The organism is Sulfitobacter sp. M13 (genome assembly GCF_053474885.1).
In genome coordinates, this window is the sequence record NZ_CM130281.1 from 1570680 (window position 1) to 1597146 (window position 26467).

The 26467-nt window shown below is 59.6% G+C and carries 26 protein-coding genes; 19 read left to right on the plus strand and 7 right to left on the minus strand.

Going from position 1 to position 26467, the window contains the following annotated elements:
• Positions 1-3: 3 nt before the first annotated feature.
• From ACVBAU_RS07460 to ACVBAU_RS07470, 3 genes are read left to right on the plus strand one after another with little or no spacing between them, the layout of a single operon-like run.
• Positions 4-900, plus strand: a complete 897-nt coding sequence (locus ACVBAU_RS07460) for a manganese/iron ABC transporter ATP-binding protein (protein WP_448328929.1) — start codon at positions 4-6, stop codon at positions 898-900.
• Positions 897-1772 (plus strand): metal ABC transporter permease, encoded by an 876-nt coding sequence (locus ACVBAU_RS07465; RefSeq protein ID WP_335745328.1) that lies wholly within the window; start codon positions 897-899, stop codon positions 1770-1772. Before ACVBAU_RS07460 ends, ACVBAU_RS07465 begins: the two co-directional genes overlap by 4 nt.
• Positions 1769-2611 (plus strand): metal ABC transporter permease, encoded by an 843-nt coding sequence (locus ACVBAU_RS07470; RefSeq protein ID WP_448328789.1) that lies wholly within the window; start codon positions 1769-1771, stop codon positions 2609-2611. The genes ACVBAU_RS07465 and ACVBAU_RS07470 overlap by 4 nt, the downstream gene beginning before the upstream one ends.
• A gap of 18 nt (positions 2612-2629) precedes the next feature.
• Here ACVBAU_RS07470 and ACVBAU_RS07475 read toward each other — a convergent pair whose 3' ends face one another.
• The 3 genes from ACVBAU_RS07475 to ACVBAU_RS07485 are packed head-to-tail and all read right to left on the minus strand — an operon-like array spanning position 2630 to position 5091.
• Positions 2630-3436 carry a carbohydrate ABC transporter permease gene (locus ACVBAU_RS07475; protein ID WP_335745326.1) on the minus strand — a complete coding sequence of 269 codons (807 nt, stop codon included), beginning with the start codon at positions 3434-3436 and terminating at the stop codon, positions 2630-2632.
• The gene (locus ACVBAU_RS07480; RefSeq protein WP_448328791.1) at positions 3433-4308 is read right to left on the minus strand and encodes a carbohydrate ABC transporter permease; all 876 of its coding nucleotides are present in this window, start codon (positions 4306-4308) and stop codon (positions 3433-3435) included. Before ACVBAU_RS07480 ends, ACVBAU_RS07475 begins: the two co-directional genes overlap by 4 nt.
• A 27-nt stretch (positions 4309-4335) precedes the next feature.
• Entirely contained in the window at positions 4336-5091 is a 756-nt protein-coding gene (locus ACVBAU_RS07485; RefSeq protein ID WP_138923745.1) for a DeoR/GlpR family DNA-binding transcription regulator, read from the minus strand.
• A gap of 287 nt (positions 5092-5378) precedes the next feature.
• Between ACVBAU_RS07485 and glpD the strand changes: the two genes are divergently transcribed.
• The 10 genes from glpD (at position 5379) to ACVBAU_RS07535 (ending at position 16817) form a co-directional block, all read left to right on the plus strand.
• The gene (glpD, locus tag ACVBAU_RS07490) at positions 5379-6992 is read left to right on the plus strand and encodes a glycerol-3-phosphate dehydrogenase (RefSeq protein WP_335745324.1); all 1614 of its coding nucleotides are present in this window, start codon (positions 5379-5381) and stop codon (positions 6990-6992) included.
• A 13-nt stretch (positions 6993-7005) separates the two neighbouring features.
• Complete coding sequence (locus ACVBAU_RS07495) at positions 7006-8094, plus strand: ABC transporter ATP-binding protein (protein ID WP_138923743.1); 1089 nt, start codon at positions 7006-7008, stop codon at positions 8092-8094.
• Positions 8095-8109: 15 nt separating this feature from the next.
• A complete protein-coding gene (locus ACVBAU_RS07500) occupies positions 8110-9189 on the plus strand; it encodes an ABC transporter ATP-binding protein (RefSeq protein WP_448328794.1) in 1080 nt (359 codons plus the stop codon).
• 49 nt (positions 9190-9238) lie between these two features.
• Positions 9239-10114, plus strand: a complete 876-nt coding sequence (locus ACVBAU_RS07505) for a carbohydrate ABC transporter permease (RefSeq protein ID WP_138923741.1) — start codon at positions 9239-9241, stop codon at positions 10112-10114.
• Positions 10114-10953, plus strand: a complete 840-nt coding sequence (locus tag ACVBAU_RS07510) for a carbohydrate ABC transporter permease (RefSeq protein WP_448328796.1) — start codon at positions 10114-10116, stop codon at positions 10951-10953. The genes ACVBAU_RS07505 and ACVBAU_RS07510 overlap by 1 nt, the downstream gene beginning before the upstream one ends.
• A 25-nt stretch (positions 10954-10978) precedes the next feature.
• Complete coding sequence (locus ACVBAU_RS07515) at positions 10979-11251, plus strand: DUF2160 domain-containing protein (protein WP_005852584.1); 273 nt, start codon at positions 10979-10981, stop codon at positions 11249-11251.
• A 71-nt stretch (positions 11252-11322) separates the two neighbouring features.
• Positions 11323-13044, plus strand: a complete 1722-nt coding sequence (locus tag ACVBAU_RS07520) for an ABC transporter substrate-binding protein (RefSeq protein WP_138923738.1) — start codon at positions 11323-11325, stop codon at positions 13042-13044.
• Positions 13045-13197: 153 nt separating this feature from the next.
• Positions 13198-14685, plus strand: a complete 1488-nt coding sequence (glpK, locus tag ACVBAU_RS07525; protein WP_448328799.1) for a glycerol kinase GlpK — start codon at positions 13198-13200, stop codon at positions 14683-14685.
• Positions 14686-14695: 10 nt separating this feature from the next.
• Entirely contained in the window at positions 14696-15679 is a 984-nt protein-coding gene (locus ACVBAU_RS07530; RefSeq protein WP_138923736.1) for a class 1 fructose-bisphosphatase, read from the plus strand.
• Positions 15680-15683: 4 nt separating this feature from the next.
• On the plus strand, positions 15684-16817 hold the full coding sequence (locus tag ACVBAU_RS07535; RefSeq protein ID WP_448328931.1) for an iron-containing alcohol dehydrogenase: 1134 nt from the start codon (positions 15684-15686) through the stop codon (positions 16815-16817).
• A gap of 143 nt (positions 16818-16960) precedes the next feature.
• Here ACVBAU_RS07535 and dusA read toward each other — a convergent pair whose 3' ends face one another.
• Positions 16961-17974, minus strand: coding sequence for a tRNA dihydrouridine(20/20a) synthase DusA (gene dusA, locus ACVBAU_RS07540; RefSeq protein ID WP_138923735.1), 1014 nt, complete (start codon positions 17972-17974; stop codon positions 16961-16963).
• A gap of 296 nt (positions 17975-18270) precedes the next feature.
• On the opposite strand from dusA, the gene ACVBAU_RS07545 reads away from it, so the two are divergent.
• Entirely contained in the window at positions 18271-18480 is a 210-nt protein-coding gene (locus ACVBAU_RS07545) for a hypothetical protein (RefSeq protein ID WP_448328801.1), read from the plus strand.
• Positions 18481-18497: 17 nt separating this feature from the next.
• Here the strand turns inward: ACVBAU_RS07545 and ACVBAU_RS07550 are convergent, their stop codons facing one another.
• From ACVBAU_RS07550 to ccmI, 3 genes are read right to left on the minus strand one after another with little or no spacing between them, the layout of a single operon-like run.
• Positions 18498-18740, minus strand: coding sequence for a DUF1289 domain-containing protein (locus ACVBAU_RS07550; RefSeq protein WP_138923733.1), 243 nt, complete (start codon positions 18738-18740; stop codon positions 18498-18500).
• A 40-nt stretch (positions 18741-18780) separates the two neighbouring features.
• Positions 18781-19266 carry a Holliday junction resolvase RuvX gene (gene ruvX, locus ACVBAU_RS07555; RefSeq protein ID WP_138923732.1) on the minus strand — a complete coding sequence of 162 codons (486 nt, stop codon included), beginning with the start codon at positions 19264-19266 and terminating at the stop codon, positions 18781-18783.
• Positions 19263-20489 (minus strand): c-type cytochrome biogenesis protein CcmI, encoded by a 1227-nt coding sequence (gene ccmI / locus ACVBAU_RS07560; RefSeq protein WP_448328804.1) that lies wholly within the window; start codon positions 20487-20489, stop codon positions 19263-19265. The genes ruvX and ccmI overlap by 4 nt, the downstream gene beginning before the upstream one ends.
• A gap of 235 nt (positions 20490-20724) precedes the next feature.
• Here ccmI and ACVBAU_RS07565 point away from each other — a divergent pair, with 235 nt between their 5' ends.
• The 5 genes from ACVBAU_RS07565 (at position 20725) to ACVBAU_RS07585 (ending at position 26415) form a co-directional block, all read left to right on the plus strand.
• A complete protein-coding gene (locus ACVBAU_RS07565) occupies positions 20725-21969 on the plus strand; it encodes a sarcosine oxidase subunit beta family protein (RefSeq protein WP_138923730.1) in 1245 nt (414 codons plus the stop codon).
• 97 nt (positions 21970-22066) lie between these two features.
• Complete coding sequence (locus ACVBAU_RS07570) at positions 22067-22321, plus strand: hypothetical protein (RefSeq protein WP_448328806.1); 255 nt, start codon at positions 22067-22069, stop codon at positions 22319-22321.
• Positions 22322-22414: 93 nt separating this feature from the next.
• A complete protein-coding gene (locus ACVBAU_RS07575; protein WP_138923728.1) occupies positions 22415-22744 on the plus strand; it encodes a sarcosine oxidase subunit delta in 330 nt (109 codons plus the stop codon).
• Between the two features lie 79 nt (positions 22745-22823).
• Positions 22824-25841 carry a sarcosine oxidase subunit alpha family protein gene (locus ACVBAU_RS07580; RefSeq protein WP_448328808.1) on the plus strand — a complete coding sequence of 1006 codons (3018 nt, stop codon included), beginning with the start codon at positions 22824-22826 and terminating at the stop codon, positions 25839-25841.
• Positions 25834-26415, plus strand: coding sequence for a sarcosine oxidase subunit gamma (locus ACVBAU_RS07585; RefSeq protein ID WP_448328810.1), 582 nt, complete (start codon positions 25834-25836; stop codon positions 26413-26415). Before ACVBAU_RS07580 ends, ACVBAU_RS07585 begins: the two co-directional genes overlap by 8 nt.
• Positions 26416-26467 lie beyond the last annotated feature (52 nt).

Sequence of the window (26467 nt, forward strand, 5' to 3'; positions counted from 1 at the left end):
GATATGAACCCCGCCACCACTACCGCCCCCGTATCAGAGCTTGCCGCCGATGCCATTGGCATCAAGGCCACGGATGTCACGGTGACCTATCGCAATGGTCATACCGCGCTTTATGATGCCAGTTTTGAGATCCCACGCGGCACGATCACGGCGCTAGTAGGCGTCAACGGCGCGGGGAAATCCACACTGTTCAAAGCGATCATGGGGTTTGTGCCCGCCGCGCAAGGGCAGATCACGCTGTTGGGGAAGACCGTAAAAGAGGCGCTGCGCGAGAACCTTGTGGCCTATGTCCCCCAGTCAGAGGAGGTCGATTGGGCCTTTCCGGTGCTGGTGCAGGACGTGGTGATGATGGGACGCTATGGGCATATGGGGTTCTTGCGCCGTCCGAAGGCTGCAGACCATGCGGCGGTGGACGACGCCCTGCGCCGCGTCAACATGACCGAGTTCCGCCACCGCCAGATCGGAGAGCTGTCCGGTGGGCAGCGCAAGCGGGTCTTTCTGGCGCGGGCGCTGGCACAGAACGGTCAGGTGATCTTGCTGGATGAACCCTTTACCGGCGTGGACGTGAAGACCGAGGATCAGATCATCGATCTTTTGCGCGAGCTGCGCGACGAGGGGCGGGTGATGCTGGTGTCGACCCATAACCTAGGCTCTGTGCCCGAATTCTGCGACCGGACGGTGTTGGTCAAAGGCACGGTGCTGGCCTATGGCCCGACGGAAACGGTCTTTACCCACGACAATCTGGAAACCGCCTTTGGCGGGGTACTGCGGCATTTCACCCTTGGGGGCCAAGACCTGCACGACGACGATGACGGGCGCGAACTGCGGATCATCACCGACGACGAACGGCCTTTCGTGCATTACGGCGAACGCATCAACACGACCGAGGACGACAAATGATCGACCTGCTGCTAGAGCCGTTTAGCTATGATTATATGTTCAATGCCATGTGGGTATCGGCGATGGTCGGCGCAGTTTGCGCCTTTCTGTCGTGCTATCTGATGCTCAAGGGATGGTCGCTGATCGGTGACGCGCTGAGCCACTCGGTCGTGCCCGGTGTGGCGGGGGCCTATATGTTGGGGCTGCCCTTTGCGCTTGGCGCGTTTTTGGCGGGCGGCATGGCGGCGGGGGCGATGCTGTTTCTGTCGGGACGGTCGGGCCTAAAGATCGACGTGATCATCGGCATCATCTTTACCGCGTTTTTTGGTTTGGGCCTCTTCATGGTGTCGCTGTCGCCCATGTCTGTCAGCATCCAGACCATCATTATGGGCAATATCCTTGCCATCGCCCCGCAAGACATCGTGCAGCTGGCGATCATTGGCGTGGTCTGCCTGACCGTGCTGCTGCTGAAATGGAAAGACCTGATGGTTACCTTCTTTGACGAAAATCACGCGCGGTCCATCGGGCTGCGGCCCGAGCTGTTGAAAGTAGTGTTCTTTATGTTGCTGTCGGCGGCGGTGGTGGCCGCGATGATGACCGTCGGGGCCTTTCTGGTGATCGCAATGGTCGTGACACCGGGGGCGACGGCCTATCTGCTGTGTGACCGTTTCCCACGGCTGATCATCGTGTCGGTACTGATCGGCACAATCACCAGCTTTCTGGGGGCCTATGCCAGCTATTTCCTCGACGGGGCCACAGGCGGGGTGATCGTCACCCTGCAAACCGCGATCTTCCTGTTGGCCTTTGTGTTCGCCCCGAAACACGGTGTGCTGGCCGCACGACGCAAGGCGAAGTCTGCCCTGAAATCTTTGCGAGACGGGGTGGCCCCATGATCGACACGTTGCTGTTTCCGTTCCAGTTCCCCTTCATGCAGAACGCCTTTTGGATCGTGCTGCTGGTCGCCCCGCCCACGGCGCTGCTGTCGTGTTTTCTCGTGCTCAAAGGGTGGGCGCTGATGGGCGATGCGGTCAGTCACGCTGTGTTGCCTGGGGTGGTGCTGGCGTGGATCACGGGGTTGCCCCTGATCGTCGGAGCCTTTGCCGCGGGGATGTCCTGCGCGATGTTGACCGGATACCTGAGCCATAACAGCCGGATCAAACAGGATACCGTGATGGGGGTCGTCTTCTCTGGCATGTTCGGGATCGGCATCATCATGTACACCTCGATCACCACGAACCAGCATCTCGATCACGTGCTGTTTGGCAATATGCTGGGCGTCGGCGCGCAGGACCTTTGGACGGCTGGGCTGATCTCGGTCTTTGTGACGGCGTTTCTGGTGCTCAAGTGGAAAGACCTGCTGCTGCATGCATTCGATCCGGCACAGGCACAGGCAAGCGGGCTGCACACGGGGTTCTTGCATTATGGGTTGCTGGCAGTTTTGTCGCTGACCATCGTGGCGACGCTGACGGCGACGGGGCTGATCCTTGCGGTGGCGCTGTTGGTCACACCGGGGGCGATTGCATTTCTGGTGGTGCGCAGCTTTGGCCCGATGCTGATCGTGTCGGTGGTGGTCTGTATCGCGTCGATGTTTGCAGGTGTCTACGCCAGCTTTTTCCTTGATAGCGCACCGGCACCCACGATCGTGCTGATCCTGACGATGATCTTTGTTTTGGCGTTTATCAACCGCCTGCTGGTGACGCGCCGCACCTCGCGGCAAGCGGCGCGAGGGTAATCTTAAGGGTGGGGCGGGTCACACCCGCCCGACCTTGAACCCGCGCGATAAGTGGTTGCGCATGGCAAAAAGCAGCAACGCCCCCGGCAGCATCGAGGTCAGCGTGAACGCCATGACCATCCCGATATCCGTGTGAAACCCGAACATCGCGCTGAGCGCCATAGAGATTGGTTTGCCATTCGTGGTGGTCAGGATGCGGGCAAAAACGACCTCGACCCAAGAGAACATAAAGCAGAAGAACGCCGTGACCGCGATGCCCGGCGCGATCTGCGGTAGCAGAATTTTCCAGATGTAGCGGGGCCGCGAATAGCCGTCGAGGAACGCCGTCTCGTCCATCTCTCGCGGCACGGCGGCGATAAAGCCCTGCAAGATCCAGATCGACACCGGCAAGTTGAACAGACAATGCGCCAGCGCGATGCCAGTGACCGAATTGACGATACCAAGCACGGAAAACAGCTGGAAAATCGGCAGTGTCAGCACCACCGGCGGCGTGATACGAAAGGCGATGAAGCTGAAGAACAGGTGTTTGTCCCCCAGAAACGACAGCCGCGCAAAGGCATAGGCGGCGGGCAGGGCGACGGGGATGGTGATGGCAATATTGATCAGCACATAGGCGACAGAATTGCCAAAGGCCGCGCGCAGGCTCGGATCGGCCCAGATCGCGCGATAGTTGCGCAGCGTCGTCTCGCCCAATGTCAGCCCGTCCTGCGCCAGCGTCGCGGTAAAGCTAAGCACGGTCATTTGCACCAGCGGCAGGATGGTAAAGAGGATAAACGCCCCCAGCAGCGCAAGCTTGATCACTGGCCATGCCCGACGCGGTATCATCGCGGCACCTCGGGCTTTGGGTCATCAAGCTTGGCCTGAACCTTGGTGAACATCCACGCCACACAAAGCACGATCAGGAAATACAGAACAGATCGCGCGGCCGAGGGGCCGTAGTTGAAGGCCTTGATCTCCTCGCCCAGATCGACGGCCAGAAACAGGCTTGCGCCGGCAGGGCCGCCTGCGTTGATCGGGAAGGCCTCGGTGTAGATCATGAAACTGTCCATAAACCGCAACAGCACCGCCATGAGCAATACGTGCTGCAAACGCGGCAATTGGATATGGCGAAACACCTGCCAGGCGCGCGCGCCGTCGATGGCCGCGGCCTGATACAGCGGGTCGGGGATGGTGGTCAGCGCGGAATAGGCAAGGATGATCACAAGGCTGGTCCAATGCCATGTGTCCATCGCAAGGATCACCACCCACGTCAGCACGGCGCTGTCTTTCCACGCGGCAGGCCAGCCGTATCCCGCCAACCACTGCCCCAAAATCCCTGTATCGCCGTTCATCAGGCTCAGCCATAGGGCAGGGATCATGTTCCACGGTACGAGCAGGGGCAGCGATAGCATTGCCAATGCCGCCCCCGCCCAGAACCGCCCGCGCGGGATGCAAAGCGCCAGCAAGATCCCCAGCGGAATCTGAATGCACAGCACAAAGGTCGAAAACAACGCGCTTCGGCCAAAGCTGGCCCAAAAGCGCGGTGCGGTGATCAGATCGCGGAACCACTCGGTGCCGATCCAGAACCGCGATTGCAGGGTGAAAATCTCGAAGAAGGAATAGTTGATGACCGTGACCAGCGGGATCAGTCCGACAACGCCCAGAAGGATGCAGGCAGGGGCCACAAAGAACCAGCCGGTCTGGTCGAACTGTTTCATGGGCTGGTTCTCATCGCTAGGCCAAGGTCAGACCGTGACAACAGAGGTGCCCCAGCCGACACATTCGGCCGTTAAGGCTTCGGGCAGCCGGTGATCGGTAAAGAGCGTGTTAACATCACGCAACGAGCAGATGGTCAGCGGGGCCTTGCGCTGGAACTTCAGGTGATCGGCCACGACCATCACCGTGCGCGACCGCCCGATGGCAGAACGGCTGACAAGCACCTCTTGCCCATCGAAATCCAGCAAATCCCCGTCCGCATCAATGGCAGAGCAGCCCAGAACCGAGAAATCGAACTTGAACTGTTTGACCATCTCGGCGGTCAGCCCGCCCACCATGCCGCCGTCTGCACGGCGCAACACGCCCCCGGTCAGGATGATCTCGCAGCTTTGGTTGGCGGCGAGGATATTGGCGATGTTGAGGTTGTTGGTCACCACCAGCAGATTTTCGTGGTGCAGCATTTCTTGCGCGACCGCTTCGGTGCTGGTGCCGATGTTCATAAACACCGATGCCCCGTGCGGGATTGCCTGCGCACATTGTTCGGCGATGGCGCGTTTGCCTTCTTCGTTCAGGCGGCGGCGTTCGTCATAAACGATGTTCACCACCCCCGACGGGATCACCGCGCCGCCATGCACCCGTTCCAGCTTGCCGCTTTCGGCGAGCTCCGACAGATCGCGGCGGATGGTCTGGACGGTGACATTATACGCCTCTGCCAGCCCGTCGACGGTGACTTTTCCGTCTTTGCGTGCCAGCTCTAGAATCTCGCGCTGTCTGAAATTTGACATATATCCCCCCGGTCTTGGGCCGTGGATGCTGTTCTTTTCTGCACGCCCGTCCAAATCGTACAATCTACGTTAAGCGAAGCACGTCAAGGCCGCGAATCGTGGTATATCGTTCAAAGTGCGCGGAAATGCGCGTCTATGGGCAGATTAAGACGCCTGAAATCAAGGCTCTAGGCAAAAACGAAAAGAAACGAACGTTCGATCTTGAAAAACGAAGGGGCTTGGTGTCTTTTATCACGACGTCCCGCAAACCTGTCTGCGAGACGCGATAATGATGCGGGGAGGCTTCATTGAGCCAGCTTGATACAGAACACAGCGTCGATCTTTTCGTGATTGGCGGGGGCATCAATGGATGCGGCATTGCGCGCGATGCCGTGGGCCGTGGGTTTAGCGTTGAGCTGGCCGAGATGAACGATCTGGCTTCTGCGACATCCTCTGCTTCGACCAAGCTGTTTCACGGCGGGCTGCGCTATCTGGAATACTGGGAGGTCCGCCTTGTGCGTGAGGCGTTGATCGAACGCGAAACCCTGTTGAAAGCGATGCCGCATATCTCATGGCCGATGCGGTTCGTGCTGCCTTATCATAAAGATATGCGCTTCGAGGGCGACACGCCCACGTCCAAGCTGCTGAATGTCTTTATGCCGTGGATGAAGGGGCGTCGCCCTGCGTGGCTGATCCGCTTGGGTCTGTTCATGTATGACAATCTAGGCGGGCGGCAGATCCTCAAGGGGACGACCGCGGTTGATCTGACAAACACGCCCGAGGGCGCACCGCTGCACGACCAATTCGAAAAGGCCTATGAATATTCCGACTGCTGGATCGAAGACAGCCGTCTGGTGGTGTTGAATGCCCGTGATGCCCAAGCCCGCGGCGCACGGATCAATACCCGCACCAAGGTTGTCTCTGCCGAGCAGGTCGATGGCATGTGGCAGGTCACGCTGGAACCAAAGGACGGCGGCGCGCAACGTGTTGTGCGGGCCAAGATGCTGGTGAATGCTGGCGGTCCGTGGGTCGAAAACGTGATCCGCAACACGGTGCGCATCAATTCGTCGGAAGGGGTGCGTCTGGTGCGGGGCAGTCACATCGTGACACCCAAGCTTTATGACCACGACAAATGCTATTTCTTCCAAGGCGAAGATGGCCGCATTATCTTTACCATTCCCTACGAGACGGATTTCACCCTGATCGGGACCACGGATGCCGACCACGAGGATGTGTCCGAAAAGCCGGTCTGCACGCCTGAAGAGCAGGACTATCTTGTCCGGTTCGCGTCGAAGTATCTGAAAAAGCAGATCACCACGGATGACATCGTTTGGACCTATTCCGGCGTGCGCCCGCTTTATAACGACGGGGCGAGCTCTGCCACGGCGGCGACACGGGATTATGTGCTTAAGGTCGACGACTCTGCTGGTGCGCCGATCCTGAACGTCTTTGGCGGCAAGATCACCACCTACCGTCGCTTGGCTGAAAGCGCGATGGAAAAAATCCAGCCTTATTTCGCCAATGATGCAAAGCCATGGACGGCGGGTGTCGCCTTGCCCGGCGGCGATTTTCCGGTAGACGGCGTGGCGGCGTTGAAACAAGAGTTGCAGGACCGCTATGGCTTTCTAACGCCCCGATGGGCGGACCGTCTGGTCAAGGCATATGGCCGCGAGGCGTTCGATGTTTTAGGCGACGCGCAGAATGCAGCTGATCTGGGCCGCGACTTTGGCGCAACCCTGACCGAGCGTGAAGCCAAGTGGCTGATCGACAAGGAATTTGCCTGCACCGCAGATGACATCATCTGGCGCAGATCCAAGCTGGGGCTGCGGCTTGGCGGGGATGAATTGAACGAATTAGAGGCATGGATGGTGAAAAACACCGCCTTGCCCACAGGAAACACTACCGCCGCCACCGGCGCGTGAAGGGGAGAGGAACATGTCGCTAGTTTTGGAAGGCGTGTCCAAGGTCGTAAATGGCCAGACGCATATCCATCCGACAGATCTTGAGCTGCAGTCAGGCACAATGAACGTGCTGCTGGGGCCGACATCTGCGGGTAAGACATCCCTGATGCGGTTGATGGCGGGGCTGGATGTGCCCAACACCGGCAAAGTGATCTGGAACGGTCAGGATGTGACCGGCATGCGCGTGCAAGACCGCGGGGTTGCCATGGTGTATCAGCAGTTCATCAACTACCCATCGATGACCGTTTACAACAATATCGCTAGCCCGATGCGGTTGTTGGGCAAGTCCAAGAACGAGATCGACAGTGCCGTGCGCAAGGCTGCTGATCTGATGCAACTGACGCCCATGCTGGACCGCAAGCCGCTTGAGCTATCGGGCGGCCAGCAACAACGCTGTGCCTTGGCGCGGGCGTTGGTCAAGGACGCAGGGCTGGTGCTGCTGGACGAACCGCTGGCGAACCTCGACTATAAACTGCGCGAAGAGCTGCGTGCCGAGATCCCCAAGATCTTTGAAGAGGCAGGGTCGATCTTTGTCTATGCGACAACCGAACCCGAAGAGGCACTTTTGCTGGGCGGGAACACGGCAACCCTTTGGGAAGGGCGCATCACACAGTTTGGCTTGACCCCTGTGGTGTACCGCCAGCCCGTTGATGCCACCACGGCGCGTGTCTTCTCTGATCCGCCGATGAACTTTTTGAACATCACCAAAGCAGGCGACATCCTGACCTTTGGCGACGGCAAGAAAGTCGCGGTATTCGGCAGCTTCAAGACTGTGGGCGATGGCAGCTATGTCGCGGGCTTCCGGCCCAACCACCTAGAGCTGTCCAAGCAGTCCGCCGACGCGCTGGAATTTGCGGGCAAGCTGAACGTGACCGAGATCACGGGATCCGAGACGTTTATCCACCTTGATCACCACGGCGAAAACTGGGTCGGTCTGGTGCACGGGGTCAAAGACCTCAAGATCGGGGCACCGCTGAACGTCTATCTTGACCCGAAACATGTTTATATCTTTGCCGAAGACGGCACATCCGTGGCCCCCGCATCCTATGCGGCAGCGGCCTAAGGGAGGACCGGACCAATGGCAAAAATCACCCTTGATAACCTGGCGCATTCCTATTTGCCCAATCCCACCAGCGAAGATGATTTCGCGCTGAAAGAACTGAACCACGACTGGGTCGACGGCGAGGCCTATGCGCTTTTGGGCGCGTCGGGGTGCGGGAAATCCACGTTGCTGAACATCATCTCGGGCCTGCTGCACCCCAGTCAGGGGCGCATTCTGTTCAACGACCGTGATGTGACCAACGATCCCACGACCAAGCGCAACATCGCCCAGGTTTTCCAGTTTCCGGTGGTCTATGACACGATGACTGTGCGCGACAATCTGGCGTTCCCGCTGCGCAACCGTGGTGCGGATGCGGCCTATGTTGCCGAACGCGTGCAGCAGATCGCGGGCATGATCGGCATGGAAGACATGCTCAACCGCAAGGCGCGCGGGCTGACGGCGGATGCCAAACAGAAAATCTCGCTCGGGCGGGGGATGGTGCGCGAAGACGTGAACGCGCTGCTGTTTGACGAACCGCTGACCGTGATCGACCCCCATATGAAGTGGGAACTGCGCACACAGCTGAAATCATTGCACCATGAATTTGGTCACACGATGATTTACGTGACCCACGACCAGACAGAGGCGCTGACCTTTGCTGACAAAGTTGTCGTCATGTATGATGGCCGCGTGGTCCAGATGGGCACCCCGCAAGAGCTGTTCGAGACACCGCAGCATACCTTTGTGGGCTATTTCATCGGCTCGCCCGGTATGAACGTGTTGGACGCGACCGTGACCGGCGACAAGGCCGTTATCGGCGGCCACGAGATCGCCTTGGGTCACGGCTTTGCGCCGCTGGACGGCAAGGTCGAACTGGGCGTGCGTCCTGAATTCACCCGCCTTGCCACGGGCGAGGCGGGTCTACCTGTCACGATCAAACGGATCGAGGACGTAGGCCGCCACAAGATCGTGCGCGCTGACTTTAACGGCACCGAAATCAACGTGATCGCCGAAGAAGGTGCCGAGATTACGCCGGATATGAACCGCATTATTTTCGACCCTGCCGGGGTGAATGTCTATGCCAACAGCTGGCGCGTTGCGCCGCAGGGGGCATGATGACCGTATCCGCCGCTTTCCCGCTGACCCTCGCTGAAAGGACCGCGTCATGAACAAGACCGTCAATCAAAAGGCCTGGTTCCTTGTGCTGCCCGTGTTGCTGCTGGTGGCTTTCTCTGCGGTGATCCCGCTGATGACCGTGGTGAACTATTCCGTGCAGGATGCTTTCGCCGGAGATTTCTACCCGCTTGACGACAAACTCGAGTGGTTCAAACAAATGCTGGCGAGCGAACGGATGTGGAACGCCTTGGGCCGTCAGATTTCATTTTCGGTGATCATTCTGGCCATCGAAATCCCGCTGGGAATCTTCGTGGCGCTGAATATGCCGAAAAAAGGGTTCTGGGCGTCGCTGTGTCTGGTTCTGATGTCGCTGCCGCTGCTGATCCCGTGGAACGTGGTTGGCACGATCTGGCAGATTTTTGGTCGCGTCGATATCGGCCTGCTGGGTTATACTCTGTCTGCCTTGGGGATCGACTATAACTACACCCAAGACTTCTATGCCGCGTGGATCACTGTGATCGTGATGGATGTCTGGCACTGGACGTCGCTGGTGGCGCTGCTGGCCTATGCCGGTCTGCAATCCATCCCCGATGCGTATTACCAAGCTGCCAAGATTGATCAGGCGAGCCGCTGGAAAGTCTTCCGCTACATTGAGCTGCCCAAGATGATGGGCGTATTGATGATCGCAATCCTGCTGCGCTTTATGGACAGCTTTATGATCTATACCGAACCGTTCGTCGTGACGGGCGGGGGGCCTGGTAATTCTACCACCTTCCTGTCGATCGATCTGGTTAAAATGGCCCTCGGGCAGTTTGACCTTGGTCCTGCGGCGGCGTTCTCGATCATGTATTATCTGGTGATCCTGCTGATCTCCTATGTGTTTTACACCGTGATGACGAACCTTGATAAAAGGGATGGCCACTGATGTCTGATCTTGCACAAAAACGCGGGCGTTCCCTGCCCAAGATCAAGGGTAATGCGATTGTCATGGCGTTGTATCTGCTGTTCTTGCTGCTGCCGATCTACTGGCTGCTGAACATGAGCCTCAAGACCAACACCGAGATCCTCAACAGCTTTACCCTGTGGCCAGCCGATCTGACGTTCGACAACTATATGACGATCCTGACGGACGCGTCATGGTACACGGGCTATCTGAATTCGATGGCCTATGTGGTGATGAACATGGTGATCTCGCTCGCGGTGGCGCTGCCGGCGGCCTATGCCTTCAGCCGCTATTCCTTCATGGGCGACAAGCACCTGTTCTTCTGGTTGCTGACTAACCGGATGGCCCCACCTGCGGTTTTCGCGCTGCCGTTCTTCCAGCTTTATAGCTCGGTCGGGCTATTTGACACGCATATCGCGGTGGCACTGGCGCATTGTCTGTTCAACGTGCCGCTGGCGGTGTGGATCCTCGAAGGGTTCATGCGCGGCGTCCCGAAGGAGATCGACGAGACGGCCTATATCGACGGCTACAGCTTCCCGCGCTTTTTCATCCGTATCTTCACGCCGCTGGTGGCGTCGGGGATCGGGGTCACGGCCTTCTTCCTGTTCATGTTCAGCTGGGTTGAGCTGCTGCTGAGCCGGACGTTGACCAGCGTGGATGCCAAGCCGATTGCCGCCACCATGACCCGCACCGTCGGGGCCGCCGGCATCGACTGGGGTGTGCTGGCCGCGGCAGGCGTGCTGACCATCTTGCCAGGCGCATTGGTGATCTATTTCGTGCGCAACTACATCGCCAAAGGCTTTGCCTTGGGCCGCGTTTAATAAAAGAAAGACCGGAGGACACATTATGGACTGGATGGCTTGGACTTGGCCCACCGCCGCTTTCTTTGGGATCATCGCGGTGACGTTGATCACCTTTACGATCCTTGCAATCAAATTCCCCGAAGTGCCGCGCGCCGGTATACTGGGGATGGAAACGACGCGCGGTGACCGTTTGTTCATCACGCTTCTGGGCTCGGCCTTTATCAATCTGGCTTGGCTCGGGCTGCTCAGTGCACCCCAATGGGGGGCATTGGTTGTCTGCCTTTTCTATGCCATCGCGGTTTTCCGCTGGGTATAAAAGAGGAATATAAGGGGGGCCGGTCTGCAAGAATCGGACCTCTCAAATGTTCAATTCTAGGGAGGAACATCATGAACTTGCGCTTAAAGGGAACGACTGCGATCGGACTTGCTGCTTGCATGTTTGCCGCACCTGCGTTCGCCGACATGGAGGCCGCAAAGGCTTTCCTTGATAAGGAAATCGGCGATCTGTCCGCGCTGTCGCGGGAAGACCAAGAAGCCGAACTGCAGTTCTTTGTCGACGCTGCAAAACCGTTTGAAGGCATGGCGATCAACGTTGTGTCCGAAACAATCGGCACGCACACATATGAATCCACAGTTCTGGCCCCCGCATTCGAAGCGATCACCGGCATCAAGGTCACCCATGACCTGATCGGCGAAGGTGACGTTGTCGAAAAGCTGCAAACACAGATGCAGTCGGGCGAGAACATCTATGACGCCTATATCAACGACTCCGACCTGATCGGGACGCACTGGCGTTATCAACAAGCCCGCAATCTGTCCGACTGGATGGAAGGCGAAGGCAAGGCCGTGACCAACCCCGGTCTCGACCTCGAAGACTTCATCGGTCTGTCGTTCACAACCGGCCCCGATGGCAAGATCTACCAGCTGCCCGATCAACAGTTCGCGAACCTGTATTGGTTCCGCTACGATTGGTTCAACGACGAACAGAACAAGGCCGACTTCAAAGAGAAGTTTGGGTATGATCTGGGCGTTCCGGTCAACTGGTCCGCATACGAAGACATCGCCGAATTCTTCACCGGTCGCGACCTGTCACGTCTTGGCGTTGAAGGCGACGTCTTTGGCAACATGGACTACGGCAAAAAAGACCCGTCGCTTGGCTGGCGCTACACTGATGCGTGGCTGTCGATGGCTGGTGCCGGGGACGTAGGCGAACCAAACGGTCTGCCCGTCGATGAATGGGGTATCCGCGTCAACGAAAACTCGCAACCTGTGGGTTCTTGCGTTGCGCGTGGTGGTGCCACAAACGGTCCAGCAGCGGTCTATGCTGTGACCAAAGCGATCGAATGGCTGCAAAAGTATTCGCCTCCGGCAGCTGCAGGCATGACCTTCTCTGAAGCGGGCCCAATTCCGGCGCAGGGCAACGTCGCCCAGCAGATGTTCTGGTACACCGCCTTTACCGCAGCATCGGTAGAGCCTGATCTGCCCGTGATGAACGAAGATGGCACGCCGAAATGGCGCATGGCACCTTCGCCCCACGGTGCATATTGGACCGAAGGCACCAAGATCGGGTATCAGGATGCCGGATCGTGGACGCTGATGAAATCCACTCCGGTGGACCGTGCACAGGCCGCTTGGCTTTATGCGCAGTTCGTCACCTCCAAGACAGTGGACGTAAAGAAAAGCCACGTTGGCCTGACCTTCATTCGTGAATCGTCGATCCAGCACGAAAGCTTTACAGAGCGTGCACCGAAACTGGGTGGTCTGGTTGAATTCTACCGTTCGCCAGCGCGCGTTCAGTGGTCCCCAACTGGTACCAACGTGCCTGACTATCCAAAGCTGGCGCAGCTGTGGTGGCAGAACATCGGCGACGCAATGTCCGGTGCGAAGACACCTCAGGAAGCGCTGGATGCACTGTGCGCCGATCAGGAAAAAGTCCTGATCCGTCTGGAGCGCGCAGGCGTTCAAGGGGAATTTGGCCCCAAGATGAACGAAGAGCGTGACCCGGAGTACTGGCTGTCGCAGCCCGGTTCGCCCAAAGCGAAACTGGAAAGCGAAGACGAAGAGCCACAGACCATCGCTTATGATGAGCTGATTAAATCCTGGCAGTAAGCCAATCTTTCCGGGGCCGGTTCGCTGGCCCCGGAACCTTTAATTTTCTGAAAACACCTACATCCGTCATTGCCCTGACATCTGGTCGGGCCTGCCGACCCTTGCTAGGATGCGGCCATAGTTGACGGTTGCTAAACTTCCAAAGGGACGCGCATGACGTATATCCTTGCCATTGACCAAGGCACCACCTCCACACGGGCCATCGTTTACGATGACACGATGACGTCCATTGCCAGCGCCCAAGAAGAATTCCCCCAGCATTTCCCCCAGTCCGGCTGGGTTGAACATGATCCCGACGATCTGTGGCGCACCACGCAGGCGACCTGCCGCGAGGCCATCGACAAGGCGGGGATCAAGGCAGGCGATATCGCGGCCATCGGCATCACCAACCAGCGCGAAACGGTCGTTGTCTGGGACAAGGAAACCGGACGCCCGATTTATAACGCCATCGTCTGGCAGGACCGCCGCACGGCCAGCCAGTGCCGCACCCTGCGCGATGCGGGCCACGAGGAAATGTTCACCGACCGCACCGGTTTGCTGCTGGACCCGTATTTCTCGGGCACCAAGCTGGCGTGGATATTGGACAACGTCGAAGGTGCACGCGACCGTGCGGCCAAGGGCGAGCTGCTGTTTGGCACCGTCGATTGCTTTTTGATCTGGAAGCTCACCAGTGGGGCCTCTCACGCGACGGACGCCACCAACGCCGCGCGGACTATGCTGTATGACATCCGCAAAGGCCGGTGGAGCCGTTCGATCTGCGAATTGCTCGACATCCCGATGGAGATGTTGCCAGAGGTCAAGAATTGCGCCGACGATTTTGGCAGCACCGATCCCGATATTCTGGGGGCTGCCGTACCGATACACGGGGTCGCGGGCGACCAGCAGGCGGCGACCGTGGGGCAGGCGTGTTTCGAGCCGGGGATGCTGAAATCGACCTATGGCACGGGCTGTTTCGCACTGATGAACACGGGCGACACGCCGGTGCGGTCAGAAAACCGGCTGCTGACGACCATTGCCTATCAGTTCGATGGCAAGCCGACCTACGCGCTCGAAGGGTCAATCTTTGTCGCAGGTGCCGTGGTGCAATGGCTCCGCGACGGGTTGCAGATCATTCAGGATTCGGCCGAGACCCAAGGCCTGGCGGAGCAGGCGGACCCGCATCAGAACGTGGTGCTGGTGCCGGCCTTTGTCGGACTTGGCGCGCCGTATTGGAACCCCGATTGTCGCGGCGCTGTCTTTGGTCTGACCCGCGGTACGGGGCCTGCCGAAATGGCCAAGGCAGCGCTGGAAAGCGTCGGTTACCAGACACGCGACTTGCTCGAAGCGATGGCCGCCGACTGGAAAGCCGATGGCGTGCAGCCTACTTTGCGCGTGGATGGCGGCATGTCTGCCAGCGACTGGACCATGCAATTCCTGTCCGACATCATCAACGCCCCCGTCGACCGGCCCACGGTGCATGAAACCACGGCACTTGGGGTGGCGTGGCTTGCGGGGATGCACGCGGGTGTTTATCCTGATCAGGAACAGTTCGCGAAATCGTGGACGCAGGAAACCCAATTCACGCCGAAAATGGACGATGACCAGCGCGACGCGAAATATGCGCTCTGGAAAAAGGCCGTTGACGCGACCCTGAATTTTTAAGGAACTCTTCATGACAGCCCCCACGCTTCGCCGGTATCTGACGCAAAACAACTTTGACCCCGATCTGGTCTTTCTGCTTGAAGACATCGCATCTGCGTCGCGTTTGATCGCAGGTCTGGTACGCCGTGGCGCGTTCGAGGGCAACCTTGGTGCCGCCGGAGAGATCAACGTGCAGGGCGAGGCGCAAAAGACGCTCGATATTATGGCCAACGATGTGTTCGAGCGTGAGTGTGCCAACAGCCCGCGTCTGGCCGCGCTTGTGTCCGAAGAGGTCGAAGAGGTCACCTGGCTGAAAGAGCCGCAAAAGGGCGACTACCTGCTGTATTTCGATCCGCTGGACGGGTCGTCCAACCTTGATGTGAACCTGTCTGTGGGGTCGATCTTTTCGGTGATGCAGGTGCAGGCCGATGGCGACCGCAATGTGCTGCACAACGGGCGCAACCAGATTTGCGCGGGCTATGCGATCTATGGCCCCTCGACCATGTTTGTCCTCACCAAGGGCGACGAAGTGGCGGGCTTTAGCAGCGATCCTGATACGGGCGAATTCAGCCTGACGCATCCCCAGATGACCGTGCCGGCAGAGACCTCGGAATACGCGATCAACACGTCTCGCGCACGTTATTGGTACGCGCCTGTCAGCCGCTATGTGGATGAGGCCGTCGCCGGGAAGGAAGGCCCTCGTGGCCGGTCGTTCAACATGCGCTGGACCGCGTCGATGGTTGCAGACGTGCACCGCATCCTGACGCGTGGGGGCGTGTTCCTGTATCCCGCGGACAGCAACAATCAAAAGACCGGCGGCAAGCTGCGTCTGATGTACGAGGCGAACCCGATGGCGATGGTGATCGAGGCCGCGGGCGGTGCTGCCTCTACAGGCCAAGGCGCGATCATGGATGTCGCCCCCACGGCACCGCACCAGCGCGTGCCGGTGATCCTTGGTTCGCGCGACGAGGTTGCCGTGCTCGACGCCTATCACGCAGATGCCACAGACAGCTAAAGCGATGTTTTCGTTCTACTCTCCGCAAGCGCTGCATTTCGGGCGTGGACAAGCTGCGCAGACCGCAGCGCTGGCGGCTGGCTTTGGCGCGCGGGTGCTGATCGTGCACGGGTCGAATACTGCCCGCGCTGCGTGGCTGATCGAAGACTGCCACGCGGCTGGGTTGTCTGTTGTCAGAGAAAGCTGTGGGGCAGAGCCAAGTTTACCTGCGCTGGAGGCCGCACTTGGCCGTATAGGCGCAGATCAGCCCGATGTGGTCATCGCCCTTGGCGGTGGCTCCGTTATCGACTTTGCCAAGGCGCTTGCGGCGCTAATCCCCTGCGCGGGCAAGCCGCTGGACTACCTTGAAGGGGTAGGGGGCGGCAAACCGCTGGAGACGGCACCTTTGCCGATGATTGCCCTGCCGACCACGGCAGGCACGGGGGCTGAGGTCACCAAGAATGCGGTGATCGCTGTGCCGGAACATGGGGTCAAGGTCAGCCTGCGCGACGCGCGGATGATCCCTGACATCGCGATCGTGGATGCGGCCCTGATGCAGGGCGCACCACGCCGTGTGACCCTCGCGGCTGGGTTGGATGCGGTGACGCAGGTGATTGAACCTTACCTGTCAGTCAAAGCGACGCCGATGACGGATGCGCTGTGTCAGGCGGCCATCCCCAAAGGGCTGGCTGCGCTGCGCGCGATCGTAGAGCAGGACGCAGCAGATGCGTGGGACGACATGGCGTGGGTTAGCACCTGCGGTGGTTTGGCCCTCGCGAATGCAGGTCTGGGGGCCGTGCACGGTTTTGCCGGTGTCATCGGTGGCCAGACCGGTGCCCCGCACGGAGAGATTTGCGGTGCCTTACTGCCTGCTGTCCTTGCGTCTCACGTTGAAAAGGCAAAGGCGGGCACGCAGGTGCACACACGGTTGATGTGGGTCTTGGACCTGATCGATACCGCATTCGAGGTGGAGACAGCGGCAGGGCTGTCTGCCTTGCGCAACTGGTCCCGCGACATGGGGTTGCGCGATCTGGCTCAGATGGGACTGGACCCCGAGGATCACGCGCAGGTGGCCAAGCTTTCGGCCGGGGCGTCATCAATGAAAGGCACGCCTTTCGCCCTGACCGAAACCGAGCTTATCGCGATCCTGCGCGCCTGACGTGGCGTGCGGGGGGCATCAAACCCCTATGAATTCAAGCAGCTTGGCGACCGCAGCGATAACACCGTTCGTCATACCAATCTGATGAAAGGGGACGGCACCTTGAGAAACGGCGGCCCTTGTGTCGTAGGGGATCGCTGTTGCTATAGCGCCTCTTGGGCTTCGGCCAATGTTTGCATGGCGTCCAGCGCTTCGAGCAAGACCTGACGGTCGGCACCGGGTCGAGAGGCTTGCTCGGACAGTGTCCGTCGCCAGACCCGCGCGCCGGTGCGCCCCGCGAAAAGGCCCATCATATGCCGCGTGATCTGGTTCAGCCTGCCGCCCTGATCAAGATGCGCGTCGATATAGGGCAGCATTTGCGCCACAACATCTTCGGGGGTGGTGTCTTGCGCCGTGCCGTAAATCCGGCGATCTGCCTGGGCCAAGATATCGGTCGGATTGTGATAGGCGCTGCGCCCGATCATCACACCGTCCAGCCCTGCATCCAGAAACGCCTCTGCCTGATCAAGCGACGTGATGCCGCCGTTAACCGAGATATGCAGATTCGGGAACAGCCCCTTCATCCGGTGGACAATCTCGTAGTCCAACGGCGGGATGTCGCGGTTTTCCTTGGGGCTCAACCCTTGCAGCCACGCCTTGCGCGCGTGGATCGTCACCCGTTCGCAGCCCGCACCGACGATCTGAGCCAAAAATTCGGGCAGCACCTCTGCGGGGTTCTGGTCATCGACACCGATCCGACATTTGACCGTGACGTCCACATCAACCGCGCGGCGCATGGCCGCGACGGACTTGGCCACAAGGGCCGGCTGCTCCATCAACACCGCGCCAAAGAAGCCCGACTGCACCCGATCCGACGGGCAACCCACGTTCAGGTTGATCTCGTCATACCCCGCCTGCGCCCCGATCCGCGCCGCCTCTGCCAGCTCGTCCGGATCGGACCCGCCAAGCTGCAAGGCCACGGGATGCTCTGACACATCATGATCCAGCAAATGCACAGCACCGCCGCGCACCAAAGCTGGCGAGGTCACCATTTCCGTATAAAGCAACGTCTCTTGCGAAAACAGCCGGTGCATGTAGCGGCAATGACGGTCGGTCCAGTCCATCATGGGTGCAACGGAAAGCCGTGAAGCGCGGGTGATATTGGATTTATATCCCATGAGGGTCTGAGCCTTGTCGTTTATCGAACTGGAAATATGGGGGTTCGGAAGGGTCAATGCTATAGCCGCGCGCCGGAGGCAAGGGCCAGCGGTTCACATACCGCGCGCCAGCGGTCTGCCTAAATCAGAGGCATCAGTTTGTGCCCTTGGGCGGTCAGCGCATTTATTACCCTGATTTTGCCTAAATCCTGCCATATCTTCACACTTATATCACACTGTCGGAGCCAAACTACCGACAGGCGACCGAGAATCGAATCTATCGGCGCACAAATTGAACGACACGAGAGATGGCAGAGATGAAAATGACAAATACAGTGCAAGATCAGCAGACCAATATCCTCACGTTCGTGCCCGCTGTTGCGACATGGAAATGTATCACCGTGGCCCAGCATTTCGGGTCGACACCGGTGGTACCGGCAGCGAATGAAAACTACGCGCCGCAAGATCACGAAGGCGCGCAAACCCGCAGTGAAATGCTTGATTTCCTGTACCGCGTCGCCCGCTGATCCAGTCGAGTGACAGTTTAATCGTTGGCACCGCGTTTTAGCCGTGCGGCCCGACCGCCACGCCGTTTTGCCAATGTTCCCGCCCGCGATGGAAGGTCGGCCATGACGCTACGGCGTTCGTGGGGCGACATTCGCGACCAGGCACCGATTTCGTCGATGGAACGAAAGCAACCTGTGCACAAACGGGTCTCGGGATGCACCACGCAGAGCTTCACGCAGGGGCTTTCTACTTCGTCCCGTTTCCAGATATCGTCGCTCATGCCTGTTTCCTTACGCTTTCTCGCGATTGACGTCGTGGCCTTATGCCGATGTCCCTTGCGCCTTGATGACACGTAAGCGATCCAGCGCCCCTTGCAAGATATAGCCCGCAGCCACGTGGTCGATCACCTCGGCGCGGCGTCGTCGCGACGTGTCAGCCTCGAGCAGGGCGCGTTCTGCCGCGACCGTGCTGAGCCGTTCATCCCAGAACCCGATGGGGATATCCCCCAACCGATCAAAGTTGCGCGCAAAGGCCCGCGTGGACTGACAGCGCGCGCCTTCTGATCCGTCCATATTGCGGGGCAGTCCCAGCACCAGCCCGCCAATCCTGCGCGCGGCGATGATCTCTGACAGGCGGGCAGCGTCGACGCCAAACTTTTTCCGGCGCACGGTTTCCAGCGGCGTGGCGATCGACAGGAAGCTGTCTGTGACAGCAACGCCGATGGTTTTCTCGCCAAGGTCCAGGCCGATCAGCGCCTGCATCGGGGGCAGGGCGGCGGCGAATTCGGTGATGTCGTCATAGATCATTCGGTCACTCCGGCGCGTTCGCCCGCGCGTTGAATATCATCCATTGCGGCAGGGTCATCGGCAAACACCTCTACTGCGTTTTCATAGATCGACCGGGCGCGTGCCGTTTCGCCAAGCACCCCTAACGACGAAATCAGTCGCGCCCAATCTTCGACGGGTCCGCCTTGGGTCGCCAGCCGCGACGACAGGGTTTCAACCATGCCGCCAATCATTTCCATACGCTCGGCGGGGGTCATGTCCTGCGCTGCGTCCACATCTTCTGCCGAAGGGCCCCGCAGGGCACCGCTGCCAATCTCGGGGACGGTATAGTCCACGCCGGCCATTGTGGCGATAGGACCGATCTGTGCGAGAATAGGCGCGATCCAGGGGGCGTCTTCGGGGCCGCGACGCAGCAACCCGTCCCACATGCGGAACGCCAGATCGGGGCGCCCCGTCTGCACCAACATCAGGCCCCAATAATAGCGTGCGGTGCCGTTCTCGACCTCACGCGAAAGCACAGCACGCAGCACGGCTTCGGCCTCGGGCGAGACATAGCCGCCTGCGGCCATCACCATCAGTTCGGCATAGCCCGACACTTCCTCAACCGAGGCCTCAGTGCCTTTCAGACGCACGACCGTGCCCTGTGCAGCCGCCGCGGCGGCGTAGTTGCCCACGCGCGCCTCGTTCTGGGCCAGCAGCACATTGCCTTGGATATCATCGGGTCGCGCGGCAACTGTGTCGCGCAGACGCGTCAGCAAGGCTTGATACTCTGGGCTTAGTTCAAGTGGCAGGTCGGCGGCAGGCAGTTCTGCTTCGGCGGTGGCTTGATCAGGACGGTTCAGGCGCATGTCTTCGGCACGTGTGATGCGGTCCTGCAACGCGAGATCGCCATACCCTGGTGCACCCAACTGCCAGTAAAGGGCCAAGCTGCCGCCCAGCAAAACAATCGAGATGATCGAGGTAACGACAGGCGAGGGTTTGCCCCCCGCGGCAACAACGATTTGGCCTGCGGCATCAGCGGCCAGAATGCGGCGCGAGATTTCGGTGCGCACACGGGCGGCGTCGGCTTCGGGCAAAACACCGCGGGCCACATCGCGTTCGACCTCAGCCAATTGGTCACGGTAGACCTGAACGTCATGCGCAGCACCCGTTTGGGCAGGCATGCCCGCCCCGCGGGTCAGGGCGCGTGCCAGCAATACGGTCACAAGGGCGGCCCCGGCGGCGGCAATGATCCAGAAACTCATAAAAATGCGGTCCAGTAATTATAGCTGCTGCACACCTAACCGCTGCGGGGCTGTGACAAAAGGGGCCATATTGATGCACCTCGTCGCGGCCGGGGCATGGTTTTTGCCAGATTGCGGCGGATGTCGTAAAACTGTTATGGAGTGCCGCGACGGGTATCCTCTTTTTCGCCCGAGGACCCAGAAAGAAGCCAAGCCGAGTGCGGCTGCCCACGAATCCCTGCCGGAGACCGCTTTCATGAAGAAATACTCAGCTTTTGCCGTCGCCCGCGAAGCTCTGCGCCATCACACCGGTTGGCAGCGGGCTTGGCGCGATGCGCAGCCCAAGAAACGCTATGACGTGATCATTGTCGGGGCCGGCGGGCATGGTCTGGCGACAGCCTACTACTTGGGTAAAAACTTTGGCATCACCAATGTCGCGATCCTTGAAAAAGGCTGGTTGGGGGGTGGTAACACGGGCCGCAACACGACGATCATCCGCTCCAACTACCTGCAAGACCCCTCTGCTGCGATCTACGAAAAGTCGCGGTCGCTGTATGAAACCATGAGCCAGGACCTGAACTATAACGTCATGTTCAGCCCGCGCGGCGTGATCATGTTGGCGCAGACCCACCACGAGGTGCGCGGCTATCAACGTACCGCCCATGCCAACGCGCTTCAGGGGGTGCAAACCGATTTTATCGGGCCTGAAAAGGTCAAAGAACTGGTGCCGATCATCAACATCGACGGGCCGCGCTATCCGGTTCTGGGCGGGCTCTGGCAAAAGCGCGGCGGCACGGCGCGCCATGACGCTGTGGCGTGGGGCTATGCGCGCGCGTGCTCTGATATGGGCATGGACGTGATCCAGAAATGCGAAGTCACCGGCATCCGGCAGGAAAATGGCAAAGTCGCCGGCGTCTCTACCAACCGGGGCGACATTGATTGCGACAAGCTTGGTATGGTCGTCGCGGGGCACTCGGGGCATTTGGCGGATATGGCGGGCTTCCGTCTGCCAATCGAATCCGTCGCGCTTCAGGCGCTGGTGTCCGAACCGATCAAACCCTGCATGGATGTGGTGATCATGGCCAATACCGTGCACGGCTACATGAGCCAGTCTGACAAGGGCGAGATGGTGATTGGCGGCGGCACCGACGGGTACAACAACTACACCCAACGTGGGTCATTCCATCACATCGAAGAAACTGTGCGCGCCTTGGTGGAAACCTTCCCGATGGTATCGCGGCTCAAGATGCTGCGCCAATGGGGCGGGATCGTGGATGTCACGGGGGACCGGTCTCCGATCCTGTCGAAAACGCCGGTGGAGGGCGTATTTGTGAACTGCGGCTGGGGCACCGGCGGGTTCAAGGCGATCCCAGGATCAGGCTGGGCCATGGCAGAACTGATGGCCAAGGGGCGGTCACCATTGACCGACGCATTTGGTCTCAACCGGTTCCAGGAAGGGCGCTTTATCGACGAATCCGTGGCGGCAGGGGTGGCCCATTGATCGGCCTGCGTATCTCGGTTCATTTCGGCAAAGTATGGAACTTTTTAGGGCGCAGCGGCGTTTACACTTCATATCAAGTTTATGAAGGACCATTCACATGGCAGACCCTGACCACAACCAAGCGCCACACAACACTCAAGCGCCCCACACCACCGTCAACAAGACCAGCGGCGCAGGTTCCGGTATCATCATCGGTGTTCTCGTCGTTCTGGTCCTTGGCTTCGGCTTTTTCTTCTTTTCTGGCGGCACCACTGCGACCGACTCCAGTGATATCAACGTCAATGTCGAAGGGGCCACAGATGGCGCTGCCGATGCCGTTGAAGGCGCTGCAGAGGAAGCAACAGGCAACTAAGCCGCTTTCCACTCTATCTATGATGACCAAGGCTGGCCCCCGCGATGGGGCCGGCCTTTTTGCGTTTCACGCCAATCTCAAAGGGAGCGCCCCATGCTAATCCTGACTTGTCCCAACTGTGGCATTACCGCCGAGGAAACCGAATTTCACGCCGGCGGCGAGGCGCATCTGAAACGGTTCGGCCCGGGTTCCTCTGATACCGAATTCGAGCAATACCTGTTTATGCGTGACAACCCCAAGGGCGTGCATTTCGAACGCTGGCGCCATGTCTATGGGTGCGGCAAGTGGTTTCACGCCGCGCGCGATACCATGACGCTCGAGGTGTTCGGGACCTATACCGCCCAGACCAGCACCGTTCCGCAAGATACCATCAACAAGATTAAGGACCGTCGCCCCGACTGGCAGGCATCGACCGCCCCATGATCGCTGCGCTCCTTCATTTTGCCAAGAAAACTCCCGCCGGAGGCACCCGCGCTTTCGCAATACACCAAGGTTTGACTTCATGAGCACCAGAACTGCCACAGGCGGCCGCCTGCTGAACAAATCAAATGCAGTCAGTTTTTCGTTCAACGGAAAGCAGCTGCGCGGTTTCGAGGGCGATACGCTGGCCTCGGCTTTGCTGGCGAATGACCAGATGCTGGTGGGGCGTTCGTTCAAGTACCACCGTCCGCGCGGCATTGTCGCGGCAGGACCGGAAGAGCCCAACGCGCTGGTCAATCTGGGGCAGGGCGACCGGTTCGAGCCCAACCAACGCGCCACCACCACCGAGCTTTTCGACGGCCTGCAGTCCGAGAGCCAGAATCACTGGCCCAGCCTCGAATTCGATGTCGGCGCGATCAACAAACACCTCAGCCGGTTTTTGCCTGCGGGCTTTTACTACAAGATGTTCATCCACCCGCGTCCCTTCTGGAAACACGTCTACGAGCCCATCATTCGCCACTCTGCCGGTTTGGGCAAAGCGCCCAAGGATATGGACGGCGACACCTATGAACATTTTCACGCCTTTTGCGATGTGCTGGTCATCGGTGGCGGCGTTGCGGGTCTAGAGGCCGCGCGTACTGCGGCGTTGTCTGGTGCGAAAGTCATCGTGCTGGAACAAACCTCCCATTGGGGAGGACGTGCACCGGTGGATGGTGGCACCGTGGATGGCACGCCCGTTGGGGCCTTTGTTGATACTCTGGTAGAAGATCTCTCCGCGATGGAGAATGTCACCCTGCGCACCCGCGTCATGGGGGCAGGTGTGTATGACCACGGCTATGTGCTGGGGTATGAACGACTGACCGATCACGCGCCCAAGATGACAGGGCCGCGTCACCGGCTGTGGCGCATCCGTGCCGGTCATATCGTGACGGCAACAGGCGCGATCGAACGGCCTTTGTCCTTTGCGGGCAATGACATACCCGGCGTGATGCTGGCCGCGTCAGTGCGGGATTATCTGGTGAACTATGGTGTCTCGGCCGGGGATCGCACAGTTGTCGTCACCAATAACGATGATGCCTACCGCACGGCCATCGCCTTGGCAGAGGCAGGCCTGACCGTGCCCGCCATTCTGGATGCCCGCGTATTGCCACAGGACTCCGCGTTGATGGCACGGGCCAAAGATCTGGGCATTCGCGTGATGATGGGCCACGACGTGGCGCGGGTCACAGGTGGCAAGCGTGTGACCGGCGTAGAAGTGTGCAGTCAGGCAGGCGAGGGGGCCGTTCTGGAAACCTTCCCCTGCGACGCAGTGGCCATGTCGGGCGGATGGTCGCCCGTGGTGCATCTGTGGTCCCATTGCGGCGGCAAACTGACGTGGGACACGGCCGGTGCGATGTTCCGCCCTGATGTGAACAATCCGCCGTTGGGGGCCGACGGGCACGGGTTTGTGACCGCTGCCGGTGCCGCGGGTGGCTTCTTTGCGCTGGATGACATCCTGCACGACGCCCACGCCGCAGCCGATGGCGTGGTCACCACGCTGGGGTTCAAATTGCCGGCAGATGCCGTATCCCCGAACGCCGATCGTCAAGAGGAAGCGCCGCTTGCCCCTGTCTGGATGATGCCTCAGGGTGCCAACGTCAAACTACGCGAAAAGACGTTTCTGGATTATCAGAACGACGTCAAGGTGTCAGACGTGCGGCTTGCCGCGCAAGAGGGCTTTGTCAGTGTCGAACACGCCAAACGCTATACCACGCTGGGTATGGCCACGGATCAGGGCAAACTGAGCAATATCAACGGGCTGGCAACGCTTGCCGGCGCGATGGATGCCGATATTCCGGCTGTGGGTACCACCACCTTCCGCCCGCCGTACCACCCGATCTCTATGGGGTCGATCGCGGGCGAGGCGCGCGGCGACGTGTTCCAGCCGATCCGCCGCACGCCCCTGCATGACTGGCACGAGGCGAACGGTGCCGACTGGGAACCTGTCGGCCACTGGCGACGCCCCTACGCCTATTCCCGCAATGGCGAAAGCACCCATGATGCGGTCATGCGCGAGGTCACCAACACGCGCAGCAAACTGGGGATGCTGGATGCCTCGACCCTTGGCAAGATCATCGTCAAAGGGCCGGACGCGGGCAAGTTCCTCGATATGCTTTACACCAATATGATGTCATCGCTGAAACCGGGCAAATGCCGCTATGGTCTCATGTGTTCGGAAAACGGCTTTCTGATCGACGATGGTGTTGTCGCGCGGATCGATGACGAAACCTTCCTCTGCCACACGACCACGGGCGGCGCGGAAAGCATTCACCAGCATATGGAAGAATGGCTGCAAACCGAATGGTGGGATTTCAACGTCTACACGGCCAATGTCACCGAACAATATGCGCAGATCGCCGTGGTCGGTCCCAATGCCCGCACATGTCTTGAAAAGCTCGGCGGCATGGATCTAAGCAAAGAAGCGCTGGCATTCATGGAATGGGCGGACGGCACGCTTGGCGGGTTCAAATGCCGCGTCTACCGGATCTCTTTCTCGGGCGAACTGAGCTACGAGATCGCAGTTGACGCAGGGCAGGGACAGGCGTTTTGGGATGCGCTGATGGTCGCAGGTAATGATCTGGGCGTGATGCCCTATGGCACCGAATGTCTGCACATCCTGCGCGCCGAGAAGGGCTTTATCATGATCGGGGACGAAACCGACGGCACTGTGATCCCGCAGGATCTGGGGCTGAACTGGGCGATCTCTAAAAAGAAAGAAGATTACCTTGGCAAACGTGCGCAGCAGCGGTCGCATATGGTCGATCCAACGCGGTGGAAGCTGGTCGGTCTGGAAACCACTGACGGCAGCACCTTGCCTGACGGCGCCTATGCCGTGGGCGAGGGCGACAACGAGAACGGCCAGCGCAATATGATCGGGCGCGTCACCTCGACCTATCATTCGCCGACCTTGGGCAAGGGGATCGCCATGGGGCTGGTGCTGAACGGGCCGGACCGGATGGGCGAGGTGCTCGACTTCCCCGGTACTGACGGCAAGACCTATCAGGCGAAAATCGTCGATCCGGTATTCTACGACAAAGAAGGGGCCAAGCAAAATGTCTGAGGCGGTAAGCGCATTGAAAGCGGCAGCATTCACCGGTGGCATCGCCGAAGTGTCCTTGATGGATCCCATTGGCATGATCTCTGTGCGCGGGGATTTGACGGCGGGCTATATGAAGAAGACGCTGAAAAAGGCCGTCGGACTGGGCGTGCCCGACACTCGTAGCGTCCAGATGAATGGTGACAGCGGTATCGCGTGGATGTCACCGGACGAGCTGCTGTTGATCTGCCCCTATGATCAGGTCAGCGATATGATCGACACGCTGACCAAGGGCTTTGGCAGCAATCACACGCTGGCGGTCAATGTATCCGATGCGCGCGCGGTCTTTCGCATCAGCGGGGCGCACAGCCGCGACGTGCTGGCCAAGCTCGCCCCCGTGGACCTGTCGCCGGCCGCCTTTACCCCCGGCATGATCCGCCGCACGCGGCTTGCGCAAGTACCTGCGGCGTTCTGGATCGAAGAGGGCGACAGCTTCCGTCTTGTCTGCTTCCGGTCGGTCGCGCAGTACGTGTATGATCTGCTTAAAATCGCGGCGCAGCCCGGTTCGGCCCCTGCATTTTATAGCGCCAAGCCATAAGTCGCCGATCAAGGGTAGGGCGGTGCGCTGGCGGGAACATTCCTGCTGGCCA

Coding starts and splice junctions, on each gene's coding strand:
- ACVBAU_RS07460 (WP_448328929.1), top strand. CDS start 4: ATGAACCCCGCCACCACTACCGCCCCCGTATCAGAGCTTGCCGCCGAT.
- ACVBAU_RS07465 (WP_335745328.1), top strand. CDS start 897: ATGATCGACCTGCTGCTAGAGCCGTTTAGCTATGATTATATGTTCAAT.
- ACVBAU_RS07470 (WP_448328789.1), top strand. CDS start 1,769: ATGATCGACACGTTGCTGTTTCCGTTCCAGTTCCCCTTCATGCAGAAC.
- ACVBAU_RS07475 (WP_335745326.1), bottom strand. CDS start 3,436: ATGATACCGCGTCGGGCATGGCCAGTGATCAAGCTTGCGCTGCTGGGG.
- ACVBAU_RS07480 (WP_448328791.1), bottom strand. CDS start 4,308: ATGAAACAGTTCGACCAGACCGGCTGGTTCTTTGTGGCCCCTGCCTGC.
- ACVBAU_RS07485 (WP_138923745.1), bottom strand. CDS start 5,091: ATGTCAAATTTCAGACAGCGCGAGATTCTAGAGCTGGCACGCAAAGAC.
- ACVBAU_RS07495 (WP_138923743.1), top strand. CDS start 7,006: ATGTCGCTAGTTTTGGAAGGCGTGTCCAAGGTCGTAAATGGCCAGACG.
- ACVBAU_RS07500 (WP_448328794.1), top strand. CDS start 8,110: ATGGCAAAAATCACCCTTGATAACCTGGCGCATTCCTATTTGCCCAAT.
- ACVBAU_RS07505 (WP_138923741.1), top strand. CDS start 9,239: ATGAACAAGACCGTCAATCAAAAGGCCTGGTTCCTTGTGCTGCCCGTG.
- ACVBAU_RS07510 (WP_448328796.1), top strand. CDS start 10,114: ATGTCTGATCTTGCACAAAAACGCGGGCGTTCCCTGCCCAAGATCAAG.
- ACVBAU_RS07515 (WP_005852584.1), top strand. CDS start 10,979: ATGGACTGGATGGCTTGGACTTGGCCCACCGCCGCTTTCTTTGGGATC.
- ACVBAU_RS07520 (WP_138923738.1), top strand. CDS start 11,323: ATGAACTTGCGCTTAAAGGGAACGACTGCGATCGGACTTGCTGCTTGC.
- glpK (WP_448328799.1), top strand. CDS start 13,198: ATGACGTATATCCTTGCCATTGACCAAGGCACCACCTCCACACGGGCC.
- ACVBAU_RS07530 (WP_138923736.1), top strand. CDS start 14,696: ATGACAGCCCCCACGCTTCGCCGGTATCTGACGCAAAACAACTTTGAC.
- ACVBAU_RS07535 (WP_448328931.1), top strand. CDS start 15,684: ATGTTTTCGTTCTACTCTCCGCAAGCGCTGCATTTCGGGCGTGGACAA.
- dusA (WP_138923735.1), bottom strand. CDS start 17,974: ATGGGATATAAATCCAATATCACCCGCGCTTCACGGCTTTCCGTTGCA.
- ACVBAU_RS07545 (WP_448328801.1), top strand. CDS start 18,271: ATGAAAATGACAAATACAGTGCAAGATCAGCAGACCAATATCCTCACG.
- ACVBAU_RS07550 (WP_138923733.1), bottom strand. CDS start 18,740: ATGAGCGACGATATCTGGAAACGGGACGAAGTAGAAAGCCCCTGCGTG.
- ruvX (WP_138923732.1), bottom strand. CDS start 19,266: ATGATCTATGACGACATCACCGAATTCGCCGCCGCCCTGCCCCCGATG.
- ccmI (WP_448328804.1), bottom strand. CDS start 20,489: ATGAGTTTCTGGATCATTGCCGCCGCCGGGGCCGCCCTTGTGACCGTA.
- ACVBAU_RS07565 (WP_138923730.1), top strand. CDS start 20,725: ATGAAGAAATACTCAGCTTTTGCCGTCGCCCGCGAAGCTCTGCGCCAT.
- ACVBAU_RS07570 (WP_448328806.1), top strand. CDS start 22,067: ATGGCAGACCCTGACCACAACCAAGCGCCACACAACACTCAAGCGCCC.
- ACVBAU_RS07575 (WP_138923728.1), top strand. CDS start 22,415: ATGCTAATCCTGACTTGTCCCAACTGTGGCATTACCGCCGAGGAAACC.
- ACVBAU_RS07580 (WP_448328808.1), top strand. CDS start 22,824: ATGAGCACCAGAACTGCCACAGGCGGCCGCCTGCTGAACAAATCAAAT.
- ACVBAU_RS07585 (WP_448328810.1), top strand. CDS start 25,834: ATGTCTGAGGCGGTAAGCGCATTGAAAGCGGCAGCATTCACCGGTGGC.